Origin of the sequence: Bacillus sp. UMB0728 (assembly GCF_002858875.1) — a bacterium.
GTDB classification, from domain to species: Bacteria; Bacillota; Bacilli; order Bacillales; family Cytobacillaceae; genus Bacillus_AB; species Bacillus_AB infantis.
Genome location: NZ_PKLA01000004.1, coordinates 572,594 through 596,633, shown reverse-complemented (window position 1 = coordinate 596,633; position 24,040 = coordinate 572,594). Strand labels below are relative to the sequence as shown.

Sequence of the window (24,040 nt, the reverse complement as noted above, 5' to 3'; positions counted from 1 at the left end):
ATCGTCCTTTTTATGTATCGGCGTCTGTCGAGGAGATTCCTGTGGAGGCGGTGGCTGCACCGATAATTTTGCCTTCACCGTTCAGTAAAGAGCGGGCAAAAACGACATAGGTCAATTCTCCATCTGAGAGGGGAAATGTAATCTCCTCACGAAAACTCTTTCCGGTCTCAATCACTTTCTGCTTAAGCTGCATAAGCGCCCGGGTCCCGCTGTTGTCGGCCAGCTCATCATCGCGCATCCCAATCGACTCTTCTGAAGAAAAGTCAGCATGAGGATTGAATAGCCAGGTATATCTTAAATCAAGATCGCAGTGGGCGATGACCATGGGGGCCTGCTCCATAGCAAAACGGAAGGGACTCTCGTCTGCAAGAATGAAAGTGGAAGGGTGAAAGTCAAGGATGCCGGCTATTTTCTGTCTGATTTCTTCACTGGGATTTCTGTCGCCATTCTCAATCTGTGCATAGTACGCCCTGTCAATGAAGGATTTAGAAGCAATCTCCTCCTGTGTCATTTTTTTTCTTTTTCTCAGTGTAGTCAGCCATGTCCGGGCCTTTGATTTCTGCTTTTTCATAAGTTAACACACCATTTCCTAGGTTAGCAGTAATGTTGAGAGGAGGGCCTCACTGAGGTCCTCCTCTAATTTTTCCTTATAATCCTTTTCTTATAGCTTTATGAAGACTATTGATATATTTGGCTTCAAGCCCAGGGAAATTATTGTGGATGATTTTTGCCTGCTCAGGGCTGATGCCTATCAGGACGGATTCTGCACCCAGCAGACTGAATTGGGAAAGGAGCTGCTGGAAAAGGATCAGTCCGTCACGCGAGATGCTGCCGACACCGTTGAAGTCAATTAAAATACGATTCACATTTGAATCATGCAGCATGTCAAGCAGCCGATCTTTATTCTGGTTGATCAGCTGTTCCGAGAGCTCTCCAAAGAGCGGGATGAGCACAAGTTCGTCTGATATATGGATGAAAGGGCTGGAAAGCTCAAGCACCTTTCTGTATGATCTTTCAGCGCTTTCCTTGCTCTCAAGCAGGTCCAGGTTAGTTTCAGCAAGCCGCTGCCTGTGCTTCTCCACTTGGCCGGCAAGAATATTTATCTTATCATCTTCCTCAATCAGCAGAAGGTGGGCAGTATCCCCGTTCCAGCTGATATGCACTGTAACTAAAGCAAAAGGGGAAGAGTGAGTTTTCATATTCAGCTCTGTCCGCTTCTTCTTTTTATTCAGGAGGACATTCTTCGCTTTTTCTGCACTTTCGTCATCAATCAGCTCCAGCAGATTTCCGGCAGGCAGAAACAAGCTGGCTGTCTCAGCAGAGCTTTCGAGTATATCAAGTTTTTCATTTATTTTAAAATAGGGCAGGGGCAATAGCTTATTATCTTGCATTCAATTCCTCTCCAAAAGGTAAAGTTGGAATCCACTGCTCAATGTCTATGAGCTCTTTCAACAGCGTTGTTTTGCTGGAGCAATGGCTGGTAAAATCGTAATATTTGAGCAGCCGGCCCCCGACAAATACCGCAGGCGAGTGCGTAAGGCTTTCAAGTTCTTTTACATAAAAGGAAAGCTTCTCGGCATGGTTGATCATGGTGAAGGACAGTCCTATTACATCAGGCTGCCACTCTTCTGCCGACTCTTTTCCTTTCTCTAAAGGAACGTTCGGGCCCAGCAGCTTTGTTTCCCATCCTTTTTCCTCAAAGATGATGGCTGCCATCTTCAAGCCGAGAAAGTGCTGTTCATTTTCAAGGCAGAAAAACATCGCTTTCCTTCCTTTTTTCGGATGGACTTCCCTGGAAACCTGATGCCTGTACCGCGAAAGCACAAAATCACATGTTGTGGTGGCTAAATGTTCATCGGCAACGGAGATTTCGTCATTCTGCCAAAGCTCGCCGACACGCTGCATGGATTTGGTAATCAGCTTTTCAAAAATTTCAAGTGTATTGGCTGAATGTTTGTGCTGGCCATATATAATCTCCCATGCTTCATCCTGGTCTCCTGACAGCAGGGCATCAGTAAGCTGTTTTGCGTATTGTTCCATTATGACCACCTTCTTCGATAAATATTGGTCGCGTGGCAAGGAAGTTCTGTCGGCTGTTCCTTCGCTGGTGCTCCTGTGCCAAATCTGTGGAAGGTGGGAGTTCAGCGTTGAAAATGTGTTAATATAATTATATTTTAAGGGCTTTATAAAGGAAACAAATAAAAGTATTGAAAGTCTGGGTTCTTAATGTTATTCAGTGTAACATATTTCTGTTCTTAATGCGGGATGCAGGATTTTACAGCAATACATTTATTTTATCTAATTGGCGAAGCTGGAAACAACTCTGATACATTCTCCTGGTGTGGCTCTCCTGCACCATAATGGAAGGTGAAAGATTCCACACGGGCTGAGGAATTGGATATGGAGAATTTTTTGGTTTAATATGAGTATAAAAGCCCGGAAGTACAGGGAGGATGCCCAGCATTGAAAGCATCCTGATTTCTATCGTTTTATCAGAGATTCGGCTGCAGTCTGTACTGATGTGCTGCAGAGTCTCATTATATTAACGGGCGGTTGTCCGGGGATGGTGTTTGAAGATGAAAATATTGGTAGTTGAAGATAATGAAAGTGTCTGCTCGATGCTTGAAATGTTTTTTATGAAAGAAGGCTATACAGGCAGGTTTGTCCACAGCGGCCAGGAGGGCTTTGATGCATTCAATAAAGAATCATGGGATCTTGTCATCGTCGATTGGATGCTGCCTGTCATGGATGGTGTTACACTCTGCCGGAAAATCAGGGAATTGAGCACAGTCCCCATTATCATGCTGACAGCGAAAGACAGTGAATCAGACCAGGTGCTCGGCCTTGAGATGGGAGCGGATGACTATGTGACAAAGCCATTCAGTCCGCTTGCCCTTATGGCCAGAATCAAGGCTGTTACAAGAAGATATCAGGCTGATTCCTCCAAACAGGAAGAAGCAAACTATATCTCAAGCCAGTTTTTCAAAATCAGCAAGGATACGAGAGAAGTGCTCTACAAAGGCCAGCCTTTGAATAATCTTACGCCAAAGGAATTTGACCTGCTTTATTATTTTGTCAAAAACCCGCGGCAGGTTTTTTCCAGGGAGCAGCTCCTCGACCGGGTATGGGGATATCAATTTTATGGGGATGAAAGGACAGTCGATGTGCATATCAAGCGCCTGCGCAAAAAAATCGGCACCACATCCCAGCCGTTCATCCATACGGTATGGGGAATAGGCTATAAATTTGATGAATCGGAGGCCGCAGGTGAAAATTAAATATTTCTATCAGCTTCTGATCAGCCATATCAGCATCCTGATCATGGCTTTCCTGTTATTGAGCCTGCTTTTTACCCAGTTCGTCCAAAATTATGTTTTTCAAAACAAGACGGAGGAGCTGAATGCATATGGCGAACAGGTGCTGAAGGAGCTTTCTGTCAGGCCGGTGGGCAATGAGCGGTTTCTGGAAGAGTACAGTCAGCTGCTGAGGGCGCGCAATATCAATTATTATCTATTTGATGCAAATTACGGTGTCATCTATCCCCAGACGAGGGGGCTCAGTTTATTATTCACAGAAGAGGAGCGGCAAAGGCTTGCCGGCGGTCATTCAATCTCAATCAAGCATGACATCAAACGGTTTGAGCAGGAAGTGACCCTTGTAGCTATACCATATATGCATGACGGCAGAATGACAGGGGGGATTCTCCTCATGTCGCCGATTAGTGGTGCACTCCAGATGGCCAGCCAGCTGAATAAATTCCTGCTGTATACCATTGTCATCAGTCTGACCGCGACAATCCTCCTCAGCTGGGTGCTGTCCAAAAATCTTCTCAAACGCATTAAAGAATTGAGGAACGCGACCTCGATGATTTCCAAGGGGGACTATAATGTTAATATCAAAAACACCCAGTTTGATGAAATAGGGGAGCTTGCAGAAGATTTCAACCATATGGCCGCAAAGCTCAGATCATCCAATGAAGAAATCGAACGGCTTGAAAACAGGCGGAGAACGTTCATTGCAGATGTATCACATGAAATGCGGACGCCTCTCACGACCATCAGCGGCATGGCAGAAGGCCTGAAGAACAATCTCATACCTGAGCAGGAAAAGCAAAAGGGCATGGATTTGATTGACCGTGAAGCGAGAAGGCTGATCAGGCTTGTGAATGAGAATCTTGATTATGAGAAGATCCGCTCCAACCAGATCAAGCTGGACATCGGCAATATCCAGGTACTGGATCTGTTTGAAGTAGTCAAGGAGCAGCTTGATATCCAGGCTGAAGAAAAAGGGATTGAAATCGTGCTTGATGCAGATGAGGAGCTATATGTAAAAGCAGATTATGATCGCATCATCCAAATCATCATCAACATTGTCAAGAACAGCATCCAATTCACCGATGGGGGAACTGTATGGCTGAGAGGGCGGAAAGGGAATGAAGAAACTGTCATTGAGATAGAAGACACTGGGATCGGCATCGATCCAGGGGAAATTGAATCGATCTGGCACCGCTTCTATAAAGCCGATCTGTCAAGGACAAGCAGCACCTTCGGAGAATTCGGGATCGGCCTTTCCATCGTCAAACAGCTCGTCCAGCTTCATAATGGGGAAATTGAGGTAGAAAGCGAAAGAAATCAAGGGACACTCTTTAGGATCAGTTTTCCGAAATGAAGTGGTGTGACGTTGACTCCGCGAAGGGTGATAGTGGGCATATTTTGCTGCGGCTTGCATCCGGGAGTCCGGCTGGGGAACAGGAACAGTCGAAGGGAAGCTAAGTCATGCATCCGAGAGACCAGCTGGGATACATGACAAGTTGAAAAAAAGCCCAGTCATGTGCGAGAGCCCGTCTGGGATACATGAGTGGTCGAAAAAAAGCCCAGTCATGTATGCGAAAGTCCAGCTGGGATACATGACCAGCCGGAAAAAAGCCCAGTTATGTATGCGGGAGCCCGTCTGGGGTACATGACAAGTTGAAAAAAAGCCCAGTCATGTATGCGAGAGACCAGCTGGGATACATGACCAGCCGGAAAAAAGCCCAGTCATGTATGCGAGAGACCAGCTGGGATACATGATCAGCCGGAAAAAAGCCCAGTTATGTATGCGGGAGCCCAGCTGGGATACATGATCAGCCGGAAAAAAGCCCAGTTATGTATGCGGGAGCCCGTCTGTGGTACATGACAAGTTGAAAAAAGGCCCAGTCATGTATGCGAGAGCCCGTCTGGGGTACATGACAAGTTGAAAAAAAGCCCAGTCATGTATGCGAGAGCACAGCTGGGATACATGAACAGCCGAAAAAAAGCCTGGGTCATGAATCCGAGAGACCGGTGGAATACATACCCAGGCAAAAGAAAAGCCAGCTGTGCTCACGTGACCAGCCTTTTTCACAATTTCCCAATAAACCAAACAAAAAACCTTTCCCGCATTGGGAAAGGTTTTTTTCTAGGAAAGGACCTCCGACTTAGCCAGCATAATCTGCTCAGTCTGCTGTTCGACCGGCTCAGCCTGTTCCTGGAGTTTCTTTACTTCGATATACTTGATATGATGTTCTTCCATTTCAAGGATGGTGAAGTCATAGGCGTCAAAATGGATCGTATCGCCCTGCTTCGCTTCATAGTTCTCTGTCAGGATCCATCCGCCCATTGTGTCCACATCTTCATCATTAATTTCTAGTCCAAGGAGATCGTTCACTTCACTCACAAGAACTTTGGAATCAAAGATGAAATGCCCTTCATCCATTTTCCGGACCATGGGGACCTCATCATTGTCAAATTCATCGCGGATGTCGCCGACGATTTCTTCTATTATATCTTCGACGGTCACGAGGCCTGAAGTCCCGCCGTATTCATCCATCAGTATGGCCATATGGATCCGGTCTTTCTGCATTTTCACCAGAAGGTCATGAATCGGAATCGTATCGATGACCCGGATAATCGGCCGTGTATATGCTTCAAGCGTCTTGGAGGTTATTTCCCGGTCTTTGATGAAGTCAGTGATGATTTCCTTTATGTTGACCATCCCGATAATATGGTCTTTATCTCCATCGATAATCGGATACCTTGTGAACTTTTCGTCATGGACGAGCTGCAGGAAGGTTTCGAGCGTATCATCCTTGGCAAGCGAAACGATTTCCGTCCGCGGGACCATGATTTCCTTGGCAATCCTGTTATCAAACTCGAATATCTTGTTTACATACTTAAACTCAGACTGGTTGATTTCACCACTTTTATAGCTTTCGGATAAAATGATGCGCAGCTCCTCTTCAGAATGTGCCAGGTCATGCTCGGAAGCCGGCTTTAATCCAAAGAAGCCAGTGATTAAGCGTGCAGAGCCATTCAGCGCCCAGATGAAAGGGTACATGATTCTGTAGAAACCGATCAGCGGACGGGAAAATGCAAGCGTAATCCATTCAGCTTTTTGAATAGCGAGAGTCTTTGGCGCAAGTTCCCCGATCACAACGTGGAGGAACGTGATGAAGCCAAAAGCAATAGAAAAAGAAAGTATATGTGATACAGATTCCGGGATGCTGAGGTTCGTCAGCACCGGCCTTAAAATATGCTCGACTGTTGGTTCCCCGAGCCACCCAATTCCCAGCGCGGTCACGGTAATGCCAAGCTGGCAGGCGGACAGATAGCCATCCAGGTTTGTAATCACTTTCTTTGCAGCAAGTGCAGAACTGCTGCCTTCTTCTATAAGCTGGTCAATCCTTGAGCTTCTCACCCTGATGATCGCAAATTCCGAAGCGACAAAAAATGCCGTAAAAGCAATTAAAATGGCTATAATAACCAAGTTTAATATGTCCAATAAGTTTCCTTATCCCGCGTGAACGAGTAAGGAGTCACCTCCTGATAATACAAAAATATTTTAGCTTGTTAAGGTTTTAAGAGACTGGATCAAAGCCAACCCTTCCGTACTCAGCTTTTTGGAGATGTTGTTTTTTTCCTCCCCGTCCAGCTTTTGAATGAGCGGAAGGAGGGAGGAAATCTCTGTATGAAGGTGCCTTATCTGCTGTGTAACATCAAGAATCTGCTTCTCGACGGTCCCTGATGCCGCTTTCCCATCTTTCTTCAATTCCAGCTTTCTCTTAATCTCTTCAAGCGGGATGTGCAGTTTTTTGCATTCTTCAATGAATGTAAGGTCAAGGAGCACATCTTCAGAATAAAGCCTGTAATTCGATTTCGATCTTTCAGCCTTTATCAGGCCCAATGCAGTATAATAGTCAATCGTTCTTTTTGATACATTTGCAATCGCTGCTAGTTCACCAATGCGATAGAATGCCCCATCTTATCACCTCGGTATCAGATTTAAATTCTTCATTATGATGGTTTGGCTGTTCAAAAAACAAGATGTATATTTTCATAAAATTAACCATAATTATACGGTAACTTAAACCGTACAGTCAAACGTTGCGGTTGAAATGGAGTGATTACTCTTATTTTATGAGAATATATACAGCTTATGAACAATTATGAATCAATTTATCGGAAAATACAAAAAATTACACCGTAAATTCTCCGGTTTTTTTGTTCCAAAGGCTCGTTAGTCTTCTGTGCTGATTCGGGCCCATTCAGCGGCAGTTCTTAAAAAGAAGGACATCCTGGGAAGCCGCTTGTCTTGTATCAAAGTGAGTATATTCCTAATAAAATCCCGGCTTTATGGCAAAGCCTTTTGCAGAGGGATAAACCATGTGGAAGAGCTTGAAATTTCCAATGAAAAAACAGGCTGCGGATGTTTCCGGCAGCCTGTCCTCCATAATCTATTTTTGCTGGCGCTGAATGACCGGCTGCAGCTGGATCCTCAAGTCTGCCAGCAGGTCGTTCACTGTCAGCTCAGCCTCGCTTTGGCCTTTATCAAAGGCATGCTTAAGCACATCGGCAAAGCCGGGTAATTCTTCCTGTATCATCCGGAGATTTTTATCATTCATTATTTTCATGCACCTTTTCTATGGATTTCTCTTTTATTTCCCGCCTGCAGCAAAGGTTAAACTGCTATTCCCTGCAGAAAATTAGACATCGTCCCATTTAAAGTATAAATTTATAGTATAGGAAATGGCAGAAACCAGGATAGTAAGAAATAATCTCTGACTATTCTTGATATGTATTAAAGATAAGGGGTAGAGCAATGAAGTTAAATGAACTGCCGGACAGCAAACCTTCTATTAATGTACATGGCCTCGATTTCCAGTGGGATTTCAATAATGGCCAGTTCATCTTTGAAGGGGAAGACGCCGTATTATTTTGGATCAATTCAGCGATGAAGACTTTCTTTGACACCATTGAGGAAATTTCCGGTGAAGAAGCAGCCAGCGTGGTGCTGGAGACAACAGGCTACCGGATGGGACAGGTGGTCGGAGAGTATTTCGAAAAACTTAAAACTGTATCTGTTGAAGATGCAACAAAGCTGATTCCCAACACCTACGCGTCTGCTGGCTGGGGAAAAACCGTTGTAACAGAGCTTGATGAAGAGGCAAAAACAGTTACGGTGCAATTGCAGGATACGTGGGAACATAAAATCAATCTTGCCCAAAATAAAAAAACGGGCGGAACCTTCCTGCCTGCCCATTATGCCGGGATTTTTACCGGGCTGTTTGGGGAGAATATCTGGTATGAAGTAGCAGCCAGCCAGATAGAAGGCCATGACTATACCGAAGTCAAGTATTTTCCTTCTGATGTAACGGTGTCCCACAACATCCATGAGCTTTCCAGAAGGAAAGAGTCCGAGCAAATACGGAGTCTTGAGGAACTTGTCGCAGAACAGACGATGGAGCTGCATGACCTGGTCAGGCAGCTGTCTTCCCCAATCATTCCGGTTTTGGAAGGCATTGTGGTTGTACCGCTGATCGGAAAATATGATGAGAGCCGTTCAGAAGATCTGCTGACAAAGACCTTGAACAACTTGCCTAAATACCAGGCTAAATATCTTGTCCTCGATCTGACCGGACTTGATAATGATATCAGCAATTTTACAGGTGATTTCATTCATAAGCTTGGATCTGCCGCATCACTCATCGGCACAGATACCATCCTTGTCGGCATATCAGCTGAACTGGGAGTGGCCATCACTCAGTCCGGCATCAAGCTTTCGAAATATGATTGCTTCCAGACCCTTCAGCACGGCATCTATTTTGCGCTGTCCCAGATAGGCCGGAGGATTATTTGATAATGGAAAAAGCCAGCATTGCTGGCTTTTTGTTTTGCCGATTAATATTTCCATTCTTCCGCTAGAAGCCCGTAAACCACCAGATCGTGGTAATGCCCATTAAGGAACTCTCCTTGCCTGATGATTCCCTCCTGTGTGAACCCCAGCCGCTCAGGGACAGCCCTGCTCTTATGGTTCCTGATCCCGCATCTGATCTCAATCCGGTTCAAACGCAGGTCATTAAAAGCATAATTGATCATTGCCTGGACTGTCCTTGTCATGATTCCTTTTCCCTGAAATCCTTCGGCCAGATAATAGCCTATGCTCATTTGCCTGCTTGCCCAGTCAATTTGGTGGATGCCGGCGGCTCCTGCCAGTATCCCCTTATACCTTATACCAGTGTTGAAGCCATTGTTTTCGGCAAATTGCTTCAGCCACAAAGGGATGATGCTGTGATATTGCATGGGAGAGGTCATGCTGTCTACCCAGGGAAGCCATTCCCTTAGATGGTTCCTGCTGCCGTCCACCAAACCATAAAGCTCGTCGGCATGATGCAGCTGAAACAGCTGAAGCCGGATTTCATTATCAACTTCTAGTGTAAACAAATCTTCGCCCCCCTTTTTTTCTAAAGTTTGAATTATCCGGTAGCATTGCCTGACAATCCAATCATACACAGGAAAGCGGAGCAGCGTAAATTTTCTTTCATTTATTCGCAGCCGGAATCTGCTGCTCTTTCGCCGGTATGCAGAGGCAGAGTCATGCTGAAAATGGTTTTATCATAGTCTGATTCACAGGAAAGGAAGCCTTTATGCTTTTCAATGATTTCCCGGCAGACAAAAAGTCCCAGCCCGGTTCCCAGTTTTTTGGTCGTAACAAAAGGTTCAAAAATGGAACTTAGCAGATGCTCAGGTATTTGCGGGCCATTATTTCTGATTTCGAGCCGTACATAAGAGTCTGAAGTCATGAATGAGATAATTTCAATGAGCGGATCTTCCCTATAGGGGTTCAAGACATCGATGGCATTAAAGATGATATTGATAAGCACCTGGCGGATTTCATCTTCATAGCCGCAAAGATGGGTGCTCTCATCGACTTCCTTTATAATACGGACTTTGGCATCCAATATGCTTGGATACAGGAAAATCAGTACCTCTTCAACCAAACTGTTCAGGTTGAAGGTAGTTTTTTCCTTTCCGATAAGCTCCTTCTTGGATAATAGCAGGAATTGCGAGATACGGAAATTGAGCTGTTCAAGCTCATTTGAAATGATATCTAAATAATTCATGGGAGGGTTTTCAGCTTTAAGCAATTGAACAAAACCCTGGATGGAAGTCAGCGGATTCCTGAATTCATGTATAAAGCTGGATGTCATTTGTCCCAGAAGAGTAAGGCGGTCTTTATGGGTTGAATTGATGAATTCCGTTTTTTCATCAATGATCTTATTCTTGGCATCTGTATAATGGCTGACAGCATAATAAAGAAATTTGTCAAAACATACATTGATCCTGTCAATCCATTTCTGCAGATCATCCCAGTGGACGTCAACCCGGTTGAGATTTTTATAGATGATGGAACGGCCCATATTTACATTGTAGACAAATTCGCCGATGTTGATATTGGCCTTTACACGCTGAGAGGCAATTTTGATGGCGAGCTGCTGAAGATAGACATCCAGATCCTGTTCTGACTTGGACAAACTGGTCAAGATCAGGCTGAACATGGCTTCACCGTTTTCTCTTATATAATCTTTGAAAGGATCTGTCTCTGTTAAGACAATCTCTTTATTCCATTGCTCCAGAAGAATATGCTTCTCTCTTTCAAGAAAGTCAAGCAGCTTTTGATTTGATAGTGATAACATTTTACCCTCCGCCTATCTTTTTGACTATTAACCTTGCTGTATTAACATTCGCCTATAATGGGATAAATCCTCCGGAATTTTCTTGGGAATTTACAGAAATTTATCGAAAGATCGGGGATTGGATGACAAAGTGTAAAATTATGATAGTTTATGTAAAATACTGGATGTCTGGTGTGTCCTATTAAAAAAGCCTCGGTTTAATCTGAATGGTGAAGGGCATAAAAAAGTACAGGCATTTATCAAATTCATAAATATAAAAGTTATACCTGCTTTTATAATGTGTTAGAATTGGTGTAATATTACACTTGAAAAGGGTGGCGCGAATATTGACACGAGAAGAGATTATCATGAAGGTTTCAGAAAAGCTCCGCCTTATTCGTACAGAGGCAGGATATACCCAGGATAAGATGGCGGAAATTATCGGGATCTCCAAAAAAACACTTGTTCAGATTGAAAAGGGCAGAGCTTATGCGGGCTGGTCCACAGTAGTGGCTGTCTGTGCCCTGTTCCGTGAAACCGAAACCGTGCAATTTCTATTTGGAAACGAACCGCTTGAAGTGCTTGAAACCATTGCAAGGGAAGGTATTGATTATCGTAAAGAAAAAACCCTTGGAGGCAAAATATGGTGGAGAGAGGTCGAAAAAAGAGGCAGATTTATGCTTCAGCAGAATATCATCAGCCAGCATTTCCGGATTATAGATGAAGACCTGTACAGAGTCTACAGCAGTTTTGATGAAGAAGAATCAAAAGAGCGTTTTTTCGAGATTGCAAGAGGGGCAGATGCGGACAAGTAACCCTGACTGTGCCTGTGAATGGAGAGAGAAAGAAACGCTAAGATACTGGGTATCTTAGCGTTTTTTGTATGAGCCGGAAATGATTATTTCGCAATCAGCACAGGGCACGGAGCCTGTTTGGCGATGTTGCTGCTGACGCTTCCCAGGAACATCCGCTTCAGCCCGCCTTTGCCGGAGTTTCCGACAATGATCAGATCGGCTCCTTCTGCCGAAGCGTAATCACAGATGCTTTCTGCAGGGCTGCCGTCAAGAGAATCATATTTTGCCTGGATATTATGGGGTTCAAGCTCCTGTTTGGCTTTATAGAATGCGTCATCCACGCTGTTTGAGATAATGGCGTGTGTTGGCGGGTTGGGATCATCATGCCTGATCGACATAGGCGGAATCTGGATCCCTTCCAGCATATATCCGTTTGTTCTTACCGGCTCCACTCTCTTTTCATTATCAGTCATTACGTTTTCTACCTTTTCGTCATAGACATTTGCAACCAGTACATGTGCCTCCGGGTTTCCTTTTGCCATCTGAACGGCAAGCTGCAGTGCCTTATTGCTGCCTTCGGTATCATCGTAGCCGACTACAATCCGATTGAATTGGTTCATTGTCATCATCCTTTCTTAATAGGAGAGTTGTGATTATTTTCTATTTACCCATATTTCCGATAAAAGAATCCTGCCTGTTTGAGCGGCATCAAAATTTTGTACCCCTATAAAAGGGGGAACACTTTCGGATTATATAAAAGTGCCCAAACTGCTAATAAGGATAATTATGGTTTATATCCCATCATTTTTGAGTAAAAGTCTTTAAGAAAATTGTTTACAGTATGATAAGAAGTCACCAAGAAGTTTCAATAAAGGTTGTGATTAAATGAGCAATACAAGAGAAGGCAGAAACAAACAAAATCGAATCTATAGACTAAAACGGATTTTACAAATCGTCCTTTTATTTTCTTCTACATCGATCCTCGGCTTCCTTAGTTTCTTTTACTTTCAAGGCAAGGACGCGGATATCAGCAATCTGGAGGACGGGATGTCACAGCCCACGGTCATTTACGATTACAGCGGGGAAGAGGCAAGCAAAATTTCAGCAAGCAAAAATGAAGGCCTCCGTGCCGACCAGATCCCTGACAGCCTGAAAAATGCCGTGGTCGCAATAGAAGATAAAAGATTTTATGAACATAGCGGCATTGACTACAAAGGCATTATGAGAGCGCTGTTCACTAATATCAAAGCTGGCGGTGTGGTCGAAGGCGGGAGCACCATTACACAGCAGCTGACGAAGAATGCGCTGCTCACCCATGAAAAAACATACAAGCGGAAGATGGAAGAGTTTTTCCTGGCAAGGGAAATAGATAAGAAATATTCAAAGGAAGAAATCCTTCAGATGTATTTGAATCAGATTTATTTCGGGGAAGGGGCATGGGGGGTCAAAAATGCTGCCCTTAAATACTTTGGCAAAGATGCCGAAGATCTGTCCATAAGCGAGTCGGCCATTCTGGCGGGAATCATCAAGGCCCCCTCTGCCCTGAATCCAATCGGCCATCCTGAAGAGGCGGTAGAACGGCGGAATACGGTCCTGCTTCAAATGAAGGAGCAGAACTATATTTCTGCCAGTGAATTTGAACAAGCCAAAGCAGAGCCGCTTGCTCTCAATGACAGGAGCGGCGATCCACTGAAAGGAAAGTTCCCTTATTATGTTGATCATGTTCTGGATGAAGCAATCGAATTATATGGACTGACACAGGATGAATTATTGACAGAGGGATACAGGATCTATACTGAACTTGATCCGGAAATGCAGGCAGCCGCAGAAGAAATCTACCAAAGAGATGATCTTTTCCCGCAAGGAAAAGAAGATCAGATCGTCCAGAGCGGAGCTGTGCTGGTGGATCCTGAATCAGGCGGTGTCCGTGCTTTGGTCGGTGGACGCGGCGAGCATGTCTTCAGGGGCTTCAATCGGGCCACCCAGCTGAAGCGCCAGCCCGGCTCAGCTATGAAGCCTTTGGCTGCTTATGCGCCGGCTCTGGAAGAGGGATGGAAGGCAACAGACCAGGTAAAAGATGAGAAAATGAGCTTCGGCGGCTATGAACCAGGCAATTATAATGGACAGTACCGCGGGCAGGTGCCAATGTACGAGGCCGTCAAAGATTCGCTTAATCTTCCGGCGGTATGGATACTTAATGAAATCGGCATTGAAGCGGGGATTGAAGCATCCAAGCGGTTTGGAATCCCTCTGGAGGAGAGCGACAGAGATCTTGGGATTGCTCTTGGGGGATTGTCATCAGGTGTGTCTCCGCTGGAGATGGCCGGTGCTTATGCGGCATTTGCCAATGACGGTGTAAGGGAAGAGGCCCATGCAATCATAAAGATCGAAGATGCCCAAGGAAATGTAATAGCCGAACGGGAAGAAAAGTCTGTGCAGGCAGTTTCTAAAGAAGCAGCAGAACAAATGACAACCATGCTTCTGGGGGTAGTGGAGCAGGGAACCGGGAAGGCAGCAGGCATTCCTGGAAGGGAGACGGCCGGGAAGACAGGCTCGACCCAGGTGCCGATAGAGGGGATAGATGGCGTAAAGGACCAATGGTTCACCGGCTATACACCTCAGCTTGCCGGTGCTGTATGGGTCGGTTATGACCATACAGATGAAAACCACTATTTAACAACGACAAGCAGTGAAGGCGCGGCCCCGATCTTCCGGGAGCTGATGGCGGCTGCTCTTGAAGGGCAGGATGCTGAATCCTTCAATGTTCCGCATATCTCTTATTATATTGAACAAAAAGAGAAAGAAGAAAGATGGAAGAGGGCCAGAGAATGGGAGGAGAATTTAAGGAAGGAAGCCGAGAAGTGGCAGGAAAAGCTGCGTGAAGAAAAAGGGAAATGGGAAGACCGCTTAAAGGGCAGGGATAAGGAAAAAGAGAAAGAGAAAGAGAAAGAGAAAGAGAAAGAGAAAGAGAAAGAGAAAAAGCATGAAGATTAAAATAAAAAAGAGCCGGTCGGCTCTTTTTTTTGCTGTCGTTAGAACAGCCAGCTTACAAGTGCGCCAATCACAACGATGGCGCCGATTATCATAAGAATCGTCCGGATCATTATAGGTTCACTGCCTTTCTGGGAATTAAACGGTTTCCGTCATTAATGGCTGGTCAGCCTTTTTGAATGCAGATACACGGTTTGCGCAAGTTTCCTTGATTTTAGCGAGATGCTTCCTTGCCTGTACCCCTTCGACAATCACTTTAATGGATGTATTCGCCTTTTGGGTCAGCAGGAAGGAAACCAGCTTTGGCATATTGGAAGCATCAACTGACTTCTGATTGCAATAGATGATTGTGTTGCCTTTATATTGCTTAGCGGCCTGATAGATTTCAAGCATATCTTTCATTGTAAAATGTCTATCCAGGTTAATGTTTGTAGAGATGATTTCTTTCATAATGGTTCAGTTCTCCTTTATAGTATATTTATAGTTTTTGTTTGTTTTTTTATCGTTTATTGTTACTTGAGATTTACCCCGGCTCCCGAAGTCTAAACATGTCAAAATGATGACAGGGCTTCTCTATTTTTCCAGTAGAAGCTGCTGGATAAGGCATAAGATTTGCCGGCTGGTAAAGTCAGGTTTAAGATAAATGCATAATCATTCTGAATAATGAGGCATTTATCATGGAGGGGGACAAGAGGTTGCTGACTCTCATCAGAAACGGGAATGTATATGCACCTGATCATATAGGAAAGAAAGATATACTGCTTACAGGGAATAAGATTGGCTATATAAAGGATCATATCGATCTGCCTGAAGGCTTTGCAGATATCAGGATAATAGAGGCAGAGGGAAAGCTGGTAGTACCCGGCTTCATTGATGCCCACGTCCATATCATAGGTGGTGGCGGCGAGGGCGGCTACCGGACAAGGACTCCTGAGCTGCAGCTGACCGATGCCACTCTGGCAGGCATTACCACCATTGTGGGCGTAATCGGAACAGATGGTACCACCAGGACGATGCCCAGCCTGATTGCCAAAGCAAGGGCGCTGGAGGAAGAAGGAATCACCTGCTATGCCCAGACAGGATCCTATCAGGTGCCGGTAAAGACACTCACTGGGAAAATTGAAGATGATATCATCCTGATTGATAAAATAATCGGGGCAGGAGAAATTGCCATCAGCGATCACCGTTCTTCCCAGCCTACCGTAGAGGAGCTCGCCAAAATAGCATCTGCAGCCCGGATCGGGGGAATGCTTTCAGGCAAAGCCGGAATCGTCAACATCCATGTTGGCGACAGCTATGATCATTTGAAGCTGATTGAAGATGTGGTGGAACAGACTGATATTCCGCTTCGCCAATTTTACCCGACACATATCAACCGCAATCCCCACCTCTTTGAAGAGGGCATCCGATATGCCAAAAGGGGGGGCTATGTTGATTTTACAACCAGCTCCATTCCTAAGTTCCAGGAGGAAGGGGAGGTTAAATGCAGCAGGGGATTGAAAAGGATGCTTGCCGCAGGGGTCGGAATATCACAGATTACTTTTACCTCTGACGCCCAGGGCAGCCTGCCGGATTTTAACGAGGCAGGAGAACTGATCGGCATGAAGGTCGGAAAGATATCCTCTTTATATAGTGAAGTCCGTGACAGCATCCTTCTTGAAGATATCCCGCTTGACCAGGCAATCAGGGTCATAACCAAAAATCCGGCAGACATTTTAAAGCTGCCTCATAAAGGGGCGATTGAAGCAGGCAGGGATGCAGACCTGGTCATGCTGGATCCGGACGATTATCAGATTGATACCGTCATAGCCCTTGGCAGGACCATAGTAGAAGGCGGACAGGCTATTGTCAAAGGAACTTTTGAATAAACCTGTAAAGAGCAGACTGAAGATTTTCATTCAGTCTGCTTTTTCTGCTGCAAGCTGTAAGAATAACTGGCCTTTTTTGAGAAACAATAGGTTTGTCACAATGGTGTGCGACAAAGTTAGTTTTCTTCTTCGTTGAACCCTGCCTCCCTGTCATTTACCATAGATAAGTAAATACTATAAATAGAAGGGAAGAGTGCAAATGGCTCAGCCTAATATAAAAATAGCTGTACAAAAATTCGGTAACTTCCTGAGCTCCATGGTCATGCCGAATATCGGTGCGTTTATCGCCTGGGGCCTGATAACTGCACTATTCATACCATCCGGGTTCTGGCCAAATGAAAGCCTTGCCAAAATGGTTGACCCAATGATTACTTATCTTCTTCCGCTGCTGATTGGTTATACAGGCGGAAAATTGATCCATGACCAGCGCGGAGCTGTAGTCGGTGCCATAGCTACTATGGGTGTCATCGTCGGCTCTGATATTCCGATGTTCCTCGGAGCCATGATTGTCGGCCCGATCGCCGGTTATGCAATCAAGCTTTTTGACCGCGCCATTGAAGGTAAGGTCAAGGCAGGCTTTGAAATGCTTGTCAATAACTTCTCTGCCGGAATCATTGGCGGTGTACTCGCGATATTGGCATTTGCGGGTATCGGACCTGCAGTCGATGTATTCACAGGCTGGCTGGTCAGCGGGGTGGAATGGCTTGTAGAAACAAACCTGCTGCCATTAACAAGCATCCTGATTGAACCTGCAAAAATTCTATTCCTTAACAATGCAATCAACCACGGGGTCCTGACTCCGATTGGGACGGAACAGATCAAACAGACAGGCCAGTCCATCCTGCTGCTGCTGGAAGCAAACCCTGGACCTGGTATCGGTGTGCTTCTTGCGTACATCTTCTTCGGAAAAGGAAACGCAAAGCAATCTGCACCCGGAGCTGCACTTATCCATTTCTTTGGGGGAATCCATGAAATTTACTTCCCTTACATCCTGATGCGTCCGCTATTATTCATCGCGGTCATCCTTGGCGGAATGAGCGGTGTGTTCACACTTGTCCTGCTTGGCGGCGGTCTTTTCGCACCGGCATCACCGGGAAGCATTCTCGCCATCACGGCAGTGACGCCTCACCATGCGAGTGCCTATATTGCCAACTTTGCTGCTGTCCTTGTAGCCGGTGCTGTTTCGTTCATTGCTTCTGCCTTTATTTTAAAAACAGGCAAGCAGTCAGATGAAAATATTGAAGCCGCAGCACAAAAGATGCAGGAAATGAAAGGGAAGAAAAGCTCAGTTGCTTCTGCATTCACAGCAACAGAAGGCAAGCTTCCTGAAAATGTGAGCAAAATTGTCTTTGCCTGTGATGCCGGAATGGGCTCAAGCGCCATGGGGGCTTCACTTCTCCGCAAAAAAGTGAAGGCTGCCGGCCTTAATGATGTGAATGTAACCAATACGGCAATCAGCAATATTCCTGCTGACGCACAGGTAGTCATTACACAGGAAGAACTGACGCCAAGGGCAAAAAATAAAATCCCTGGTGCCTATCATGTGTCAGTGGACAATTTCCTTTCAAGCCCTGAATACGATAATCTGATCAGCAAGCTGAAAGGCTCTGCAGAGGAAGAACTGATTGATATCGCAGAAGATGCAGAAGCGGAAGCAATGGGAGAAGCGCCTGCAGAAGCTCGCGATGATTCTGCTGCAGCAGAAAATAACAATGATCTGCTGCTCGAAAAATACGTTTTCCTCAACCAGAAATTTGAAAATAAAGAGGAAGCCATCCGCTTTGCCGGAAGGGCGCTTGTTGACGGCGGATATGTCCGTGAAAATTATATTGAAGCCATGATTGAGCGGGATGAAATGACTTCAACTTATATGGGCAATGATGTTGCCATCCCTCACGGCACAGAAGCGGCTAAGCAGGAAGTCATCAAATCCGGGTTCACTGTCATCCAGGTTCCGGAGGGAGTAGACTTTAACGGTGAAAAAGTACGATTGATCTTCGGTATTGCCGGTAAAGATGGCACCCATCTTGAAATATTGTCTTCCATTGCCGTCACTTGCTCGGAGATGGAAAACATCGAAAAAATGGTCCAGGCGAAAACAGCCAAAGAGTTAATGGATATCCTTAACGGGTAAGGACCGGTAAGACATGCAGAAAGGCACAGCTTGTGCCTTTTTGCGCTTTTGTTTTTTGGCGGAAAAGAATCTGTCTGCAGATAGGGCTGATAAAGATGTTTATTACCTCAAGGGAAAAAAGCATCATAGAACTGATCATAAAGACGGCCGGCAAGCATACGGCCCTGACCCTTGCTTCTTACTTAAACGTGAGTGCCAGGACTGTCCACCGGGACCTTGCATCTGTTGCAAAGGTTCTTCGGCAATTCGGGCTTGAGCTTGGGAGGACGCCTGATGAAGGCCTCGTGATTTCCGGGCGGAATGAGGATGTTTTCCGGCTTGTTCAGACAATGGCGGAAACCATTCCGACAGACCAGACTCCCCAGGAAAGGAAGCTGCTGATTCTGTTGGAGCTCCTTAAGGGGGAACCCTTTAAACTTCAGCCGGCAGCAAAGGAAGTCGGCATCAGTGTGACGACCTATACTGCATACCTCGATGAATTGGCTGGCTGGCTTGAAAGCTACCGGCTATCTGTCAGAAGGAAAAGAGGGGTAGGGGTAGAGCTGTCCGGCAAAGAATCTGATATAAGGAAGGCGCTGGCCGACTATTATTTAATCTATTTTAATGAAGAGCTCATAGAAAGCCTGTTCCTCCTTGATGCAGGAAGCTGGAACAAGCCCAGGGTGCTCTACTATTTCCGGTCAAAGTTCCTTTACGCAGCCGACCGCCTTGCCGGCAGAAGAATCAATAAGGGGCAGTCAAGATTGGCTGACAGCGACTATATCGGCATCCTGGTCCATTTATGCATCTCGCTACAAAGAACAGAAGGCGGCTTTTGCATTGAGGACGACCTCATCGAACCTCCGGACATCAAGGAAGAGGCAAATCTGATTGCCAGCCTGGGCAATGAGCTCGCGGATGAATTTTCCGTCTGCCTTGCTGAACAGGATATCCGTTTTCTTGCTATCGTACTGAAAGGATCCAAATTGCAGGCACCTGATTCCGTCCACTATGACAGTGTGATGATCGGGCAGTCTGTCAAAAATATCATCCAGCATGTATCTGCCCAGCTGAATGCAGATTTAACAGGAGACTTCTCCCTATTTCAGGGCCTGCTCGCCCATATGGAAACATCAATATTCAGGATCAGGCAGAATATGGGGATGCATAATCCACTGACAGAAGACATCAAGAAGAAATATCCAGCCCTTTTTCTCGCCGTTAAAAACAGCCTTGAACAGGAGTTCCGTGATATATCTTTTCCCGATGATGAGGCAGCATTTATTGCCCTCCACTTCGGATCTGTCCTGCTGCTCAGGGAAGAACAGCTTTCAGTCCATGCACTCATCATCTGCCCGACAGGGATTGGAACCTCCAAAATGCTGGCCAGCAGGATCAAAAAAGAATTGCCGGAAATCCGGTCCGTCGAAATTTCCTCTATCAAGGAAATACAGCAAACAGATCTGAACAGCTACGATATCATTTTTTCAACAGTCAGATTGCCTTACACAGATTTGGAGTACATCCTCGTCAATCCGCTTCTGGAAGAGGAGGATATACTGGCAGCAAAGGGCTTTCTGCAAAAACACATAGGTGAGCTGGCAGCCAGCCGCACCTTTTCGCCCGAAAGCAGTTATCCCAAGCAAAAAGAACGGAGCATCGGTCTAGGGCAAATGCTGTCTGACCTTGGTGATGTTCAAAACAGTATCAAAGAAATCCTCCGCAATTTCAGGTTTTACTTTTTTCCTGAAGCAGCTGACCATGAGGAAGTGGTTTCCCAAATGGTACATAGTGCAAAAGAACAGGGAAGCCTTTCCGAAAGCAGTAAGGTCATCACCCGTTTAAGGGAACGGGAGAAATTGGGCGGACTGGGCATACCGAAAACAGGGCTGGCTCTTTTCCATTGCCGCCATGAAGCAGTAAAAGAGCTGATTTTCCAAGTGTCACGGCTCGGCCGCGCAGTCCAGCTGAAAGGGATGGATGGCAGGATGATGGAGGCGGATAATCTGCTCCTTATGCTTGCGCCTGAAAGCTTAAGCCCAAGACAGCAGGAAATCGTCAGCCTGATCAGCACCAGCCTGATTGAAAATGATGAAGCGATGCTGATATTTTCTTCAGGCAGTGAGGAAGCTATAAAGAAGAGACTGGAAGAAATTTTTCTCGACTATATCCAAAACCAATTGATAAAGGGATGATAACTATGAAAAAAGCAGTACATTTTGGTGCAGGGAATATCGGCCGCGGCTTTATTGGCGCGCTGTTCTCTAAATCAGGGTATCATGTAACTTTTGTTGATATTGCAGAAGAAATCATCAATCTATTGAATGAACAAGGCGAATATAAAGTCAATCTGGCTGCCGAGAACGGTTCATCAGAGAAGATCAGCTCTGTTTCAGGACTTAATAATATGACACAGGAAAGCCAGGTCATTGAAGCCATCGGTGAGGCTGAGTATCTTACAACAGCGATCGGTCCGAATATCCTGCCGCGCATTGCCCCGCTCATTGCCAAGGGCATTGCTGAAAGAGTTAAAAAAACTGATGACAAGCTGTATATCATTGCCTGTGAAAACCAGATTTCAGCTACCGACCTCTTGAAAGGCTATATTCTTGAAAACCTTGATGAGGAAACGGCAGGAAAGCTGGAAGGCCGGGTATTCTTCTTTAATTCAGCTGTAGACCGGATTGTTCCGATCCAGAATAACCAAGGGTCCCTTGATGTGCTGGTTGAGCCTTACTATGAGTGGGTTGTCGAAGCACCAACAGATATACCTGCTGTAGAAGGAATGAAAATCGTTCCTGATCTTGCTCCTTTTATTGAAAGAAAATTATTTACCGTCAATACGGGCCATGCTGTCATCGCCTATCTAGGGTACCTTGCAGGCAAGGAAACCATTGATGAAGCCCTGAAGGATGAAGCTGTCTACAAACAGGCTGAAGCGACGCTGAAGGAAACTGGCGCATATCTTGTAAAGGAATATGGGCTTGATGCTGAAGAGCATGCACAGTATATCAAGAAAATTATCGGCCGTTTCCAGAACGGTTTCCTGAACGACGGTGTAACAAGGGTAGGACGTTCACCGATAAGGAAGCTCGGGCCGAATGACAGGCTTGTCCGTCCTGCAGAACAGGCAATGAAGGCAGGATTGCCGTTCGAAAATCTTGCCAAGGCCATTGCTGCGGCACTGCATTTCGACTTCCAGGGAGATGAGGAAGCCGTTAAAATCCAGGAGATGCTGAAAGAGCACGGGCCATTATATGTGCTCAATGAAGTCAGCGGCCTGGAGGGAGACAATCTTATTGCAAAAGAAGCTGCCCGCCAGTATGAGCAGATGAAAAAATAATAGTGCTAGAACACTCATGCGCCGTTCCTTGAAGGAACGGCGTTTTTATTTGGCTTAGGGCTCCTCCGCCTCGAGGAGGAGCAAGAAACCATCAGAAGGCGCTTATCCCTTTCCTGAAAACGCATTATGATTAAAGCAATTAACCGGAATCGAGGGAGCTTAAATGAAAAAATTCAAAGAAATCTTCCAGAATAAGAATTATGCCAGATTATTTTTTGCCAACTTTACCTCACAAATGGGAAGCACATTAGGCTTGACTGCTTTCATGTTCTACTTGCTGGATCGTTTTTCAGACCAGCCGGTATATGCCTCGATTACAGAGCTCATGTACAGCCTCCCGACGCTCGCGGTATTTTTCCTTGTCGGGGTTTTTGCAGACAGGATGGACCGTCAGAAGATTGCCTATTATTGTGACTGGATCACTGCTGCACTGTCAGTGGCATTGATCGGGACAATCCTGATAGGCTGGATGCCTTTGATTTTCTTTGTACTGTTCCTCAGGAGCGCTGTGCAGAAGTTCTTTTTCCCTGCCGAGCATGCGATGGTCCAGGGGATATTGAAAGAAGATGACTATACGGCTGCAGCCGGCTTGAACCAGCTGATCATGAGTCTATTCATGCTGTTCGGGAACGGCCTTGGCATTTTGGCCTACTGGACAGTGGGCGTTTACGGGGCCATCCTGGTAGATGCTGTCACATTCGGGCTCAGTGCCCTTTTGATCAGATCATGCCGCATTGCAGAAGAGGTCCGCCTTCCTAATGGAAAGCACACATTGAAGGATCTCAACCTTAAGCTTGTATTCAGGGATTTCAAAGTGGGGATGCAGTATATTTTGAACAATAAGCTGCTGTCGGCCCTGCTAGCCGGTTTCATCGTTTTCGGTGTTGTGAACGGCGGCTTCAGCGTTATGCCGGTTTTTATGCTGAAATACAGGCTTGCGCCAGAAACATATGAAGAATTATCGGTTGTCATCGGGATGGTTTTCGGAGCAGGCATTCTGCTCGGCAGCTTCATCGCCACCTTGCTTTCCCAGAAAATAAAGCTTTATCAGATGATCATTGCCGGAATCACCATCACAGGGGGCTTTGTGATTGCCGCTTCCTTTGCAGAATCTATTATCCTGTTTATGGTATTGATTTTCCTGACATCCCTCGGCCTGCCTCTTGTAAATATCGCAATCGGCGGATGGATGCCCAGCATCATCGACCCAAAAATGATGGGAAGGGTCCAGGGATGGATCAGCCCGCTGATGATGCTTTCACAGTCAGTCACCCTCGGTTTCATCGCCTACAGCTTCCCGGCGATCCTGAAAGTAGAAATGCTTTATTGGCTTGTAGGAGGATGCCTGATACTGGTCGGCCTGTTTTACACAGCTGTCCTGCCTAAATACAGCCGGACCGAAGAAGAATTGGAAAAGGCGGCAGCTGAAACGGCAATTTAAATAGGCTCTTTTCGTAAAGATTGCTGCTCTTAATTATAACAAGAATAATTTACATTTTATGGTGTTGGATAATGAGGGGCTTAATCCTTATTCGGGTGACCAGCAAGCCTTAAAATAAGCGGAGATTCTGCGGTTAGGCTCCTGAAAATAGCAGGGGTGGGTACAAATAAGCGGAGAATTTCCGGTTAAGAGTAGCGAAGTTGCCCATTTTCCTGTTTTTTGAGTTGATAGACGGAATTTCTCCGTCTATTTGAGCTAATTTTAGTGTTTTTTCGAAATTAGGGGGAATTCCTACGCTTATTTTTCAGCCTGTCACGGCTTCCGTCATTCAGGTCCGGGAAGTTCCGCTTTTTATGGCTGGGCGGGAAATTACTCTTAATAAGGATAGCAAAATAGCAAAAGTCAACGGGAAAAGAGCCTTTAATTAAGAAGCGGACACTGCCCAGAGTTCTCTTCTTTTTTGATTCTCCCGCCAATTAACAAGGGGTTTGGAAGGATTATAAGCTCTTCATCTAGAAGCA

At 45.6% G+C, this 24,040-nt stretch carries 20 protein-coding genes; 10 read left to right on the top strand and 10 right to left on the bottom strand.

Annotated features, from left to right (window positions below; genetic code table 11):
• Window positions 1-10: 10 nt before the first annotated feature.
• The 3 genes from CYJ37_RS18740 to CYJ37_RS18730 form a co-directional block, all read right to left on the bottom strand.
• Complete coding sequence (locus tag CYJ37_RS18740) at window positions 11-571, bottom strand: helix-turn-helix domain-containing protein (protein ID WP_101551034.1); 561 nt, start codon at window positions 569-571, stop codon at window positions 11-13.
• 76 nt (window positions 572-647) lie between these two features.
• Window positions 648-1,391, bottom strand: coding sequence for an STAS domain-containing protein (locus CYJ37_RS18735; protein WP_101551032.1), 744 nt, complete (start codon window positions 1,389-1,391; stop codon window positions 648-650).
• Window positions 1,381-2,040 (bottom strand): cobalamin B12-binding domain-containing protein, encoded by a 660-nt coding sequence (locus CYJ37_RS18730; RefSeq protein WP_101551030.1) that lies wholly within the window; start codon window positions 2,038-2,040, stop codon window positions 1,381-1,383. Before CYJ37_RS18730 ends, CYJ37_RS18735 begins: the two co-directional genes overlap by 11 nt.
• A gap of 536 nt (window positions 2,041-2,576) precedes the next feature.
• On the opposite strand from CYJ37_RS18730, the gene CYJ37_RS18725 reads away from it, so the two are divergent.
• Complete coding sequence (locus CYJ37_RS18725) at window positions 2,577-3,278, top strand: response regulator transcription factor (protein ID WP_009795111.1); 702 nt, start codon at window positions 2,577-2,579, stop codon at window positions 3,276-3,278.
• Window positions 3,268-4,668 (top strand): sensor histidine kinase, encoded by a 1,401-nt coding sequence (locus CYJ37_RS18720; RefSeq protein WP_022543545.1) that lies wholly within the window; start codon window positions 3,268-3,270, stop codon window positions 4,666-4,668. The genes CYJ37_RS18725 and CYJ37_RS18720 overlap by 11 nt, the downstream gene beginning before the upstream one ends.
• A 768-nt stretch (window positions 4,669-5,436) precedes the next feature.
• Here the strand turns inward: CYJ37_RS18720 and CYJ37_RS18715 are convergent.
• The 3 genes from CYJ37_RS18715 to CYJ37_RS27370 form a co-directional block, all read right to left on the bottom strand.
• A complete protein-coding gene (locus tag CYJ37_RS18715) occupies window positions 5,437-6,798 on the bottom strand; it encodes a hemolysin family protein (protein WP_101551028.1) in 1,362 nt (453 codons plus the stop codon).
• 60 nt (window positions 6,799-6,858) lie between these two features.
• Window positions 6,859-7,260, bottom strand: coding sequence for a MerR family transcriptional regulator (locus tag CYJ37_RS18710; protein WP_083783130.1), 402 nt, complete (start codon window positions 7,258-7,260; stop codon window positions 6,859-6,861).
• A 490-nt stretch (window positions 7,261-7,750) separates the two neighbouring features.
• Window positions 7,751-7,918: a hypothetical protein gene (locus tag CYJ37_RS27370; protein WP_022543547.1), complete on the bottom strand. Its 168-nt coding sequence runs from the start codon at window positions 7,916-7,918 to the stop codon at window positions 7,751-7,753.
• Window positions 7,919-8,115: 197 nt separating this feature from the next.
• Between CYJ37_RS27370 and CYJ37_RS18705 the strand changes: the two genes are divergently transcribed.
• Window positions 8,116-9,153 (top strand): STAS domain-containing protein, encoded by a 1,038-nt coding sequence (locus CYJ37_RS18705; protein ID WP_101551026.1) that lies wholly within the window; start codon window positions 8,116-8,118, stop codon window positions 9,151-9,153.
• Window positions 9,154-9,194: 41 nt separating this feature from the next.
• Here the strand turns inward: CYJ37_RS18705 and CYJ37_RS18700 are convergent, their stop codons facing one another.
• Both CYJ37_RS18700 and CYJ37_RS18695 read right to left on the bottom strand, forming a co-directional pair.
• Window positions 9,195-9,737 carry a GNAT family N-acetyltransferase gene (locus CYJ37_RS18700; RefSeq protein ID WP_101551024.1) on the bottom strand — a complete coding sequence of 181 codons (543 nt, stop codon included), beginning with the start codon at window positions 9,735-9,737 and terminating at the stop codon, window positions 9,195-9,197.
• 101 nt (window positions 9,738-9,838) lie between these two features.
• Window positions 9,839-10,990, bottom strand: coding sequence for a histidine kinase N-terminal domain-containing protein (locus tag CYJ37_RS18695; protein ID WP_009795121.1), 1,152 nt, complete (start codon window positions 10,988-10,990; stop codon window positions 9,839-9,841).
• Between the two features lie 326 nt (window positions 10,991-11,316).
• On the opposite strand from CYJ37_RS18695, the gene CYJ37_RS18690 reads away from it, so the two are divergent.
• Complete coding sequence (locus CYJ37_RS18690; protein WP_035403123.1) at window positions 11,317-11,784, top strand: helix-turn-helix transcriptional regulator; 468 nt, start codon at window positions 11,317-11,319, stop codon at window positions 11,782-11,784.
• 83 nt (window positions 11,785-11,867) lie between these two features.
• Here CYJ37_RS18690 and CYJ37_RS18685 read toward each other — a convergent pair whose 3' ends face one another.
• Window positions 11,868-12,383, bottom strand: coding sequence for a universal stress protein (locus tag CYJ37_RS18685; protein ID WP_022543549.1), 516 nt, complete (start codon window positions 12,381-12,383; stop codon window positions 11,868-11,870).
• A 265-nt stretch (window positions 12,384-12,648) separates the two neighbouring features.
• Between CYJ37_RS18685 and CYJ37_RS18680 the strand changes: the two genes are divergently transcribed.
• Window positions 12,649-14,757: a transglycosylase domain-containing protein gene (locus CYJ37_RS18680; RefSeq protein ID WP_101551022.1), complete on the top strand. Its 2,109-nt coding sequence runs from the start codon at window positions 12,649-12,651 to the stop codon at window positions 14,755-14,757.
• A gap of 135 nt (window positions 14,758-14,892) precedes the next feature.
• Here CYJ37_RS18680 and CYJ37_RS18675 read toward each other — a convergent pair whose 3' ends face one another.
• On the bottom strand, window positions 14,893-15,204 hold the full coding sequence (locus CYJ37_RS18675; protein ID WP_009795126.1) for an HPr family phosphocarrier protein: 312 nt from the start codon (window positions 15,202-15,204) through the stop codon (window positions 14,893-14,895).
• Between the two features lie 245 nt (window positions 15,205-15,449).
• Between CYJ37_RS18675 and iadA the strand changes: the two genes are divergently transcribed.
• The 5 genes from iadA to CYJ37_RS18650 all read left to right on the top strand — a co-directional run bounded on the left by iadA (window position 15,450) and on the right by CYJ37_RS18650 (window position 23,519).
• Entirely contained in the window at window positions 15,450-16,622 is a 1,173-nt protein-coding gene (iadA, locus tag CYJ37_RS18670; protein ID WP_101551020.1) for a beta-aspartyl-peptidase, read from the top strand.
• Between the two features lie 199 nt (window positions 16,623-16,821).
• Window positions 16,822-18,756 (top strand): PTS mannitol transporter subunit IICBA, encoded by a 1,935-nt coding sequence (locus tag CYJ37_RS18665; protein ID WP_101551018.1) that lies wholly within the window; start codon window positions 16,822-16,824, stop codon window positions 18,754-18,756.
• Between the two features lie 95 nt (window positions 18,757-18,851).
• Complete coding sequence (locus CYJ37_RS18660) at window positions 18,852-20,930, top strand: BglG family transcription antiterminator (RefSeq protein ID WP_101551154.1); 2,079 nt, start codon at window positions 18,852-18,854, stop codon at window positions 20,928-20,930.
• Window positions 20,931-20,935: 5 nt separating this feature from the next.
• On the top strand, window positions 20,936-22,078 hold the full coding sequence (locus tag CYJ37_RS18655; protein ID WP_101551016.1) for a mannitol-1-phosphate 5-dehydrogenase: 1,143 nt from the start codon (window positions 20,936-20,938) through the stop codon (window positions 22,076-22,078).
• A 163-nt stretch (window positions 22,079-22,241) separates the two neighbouring features.
• Window positions 22,242-23,519, top strand: coding sequence for an MFS transporter (locus CYJ37_RS18650; RefSeq protein WP_101551014.1), 1,278 nt, complete (start codon window positions 22,242-22,244; stop codon window positions 23,517-23,519).
• Window positions 23,520-24,040 lie beyond the last annotated feature (521 nt).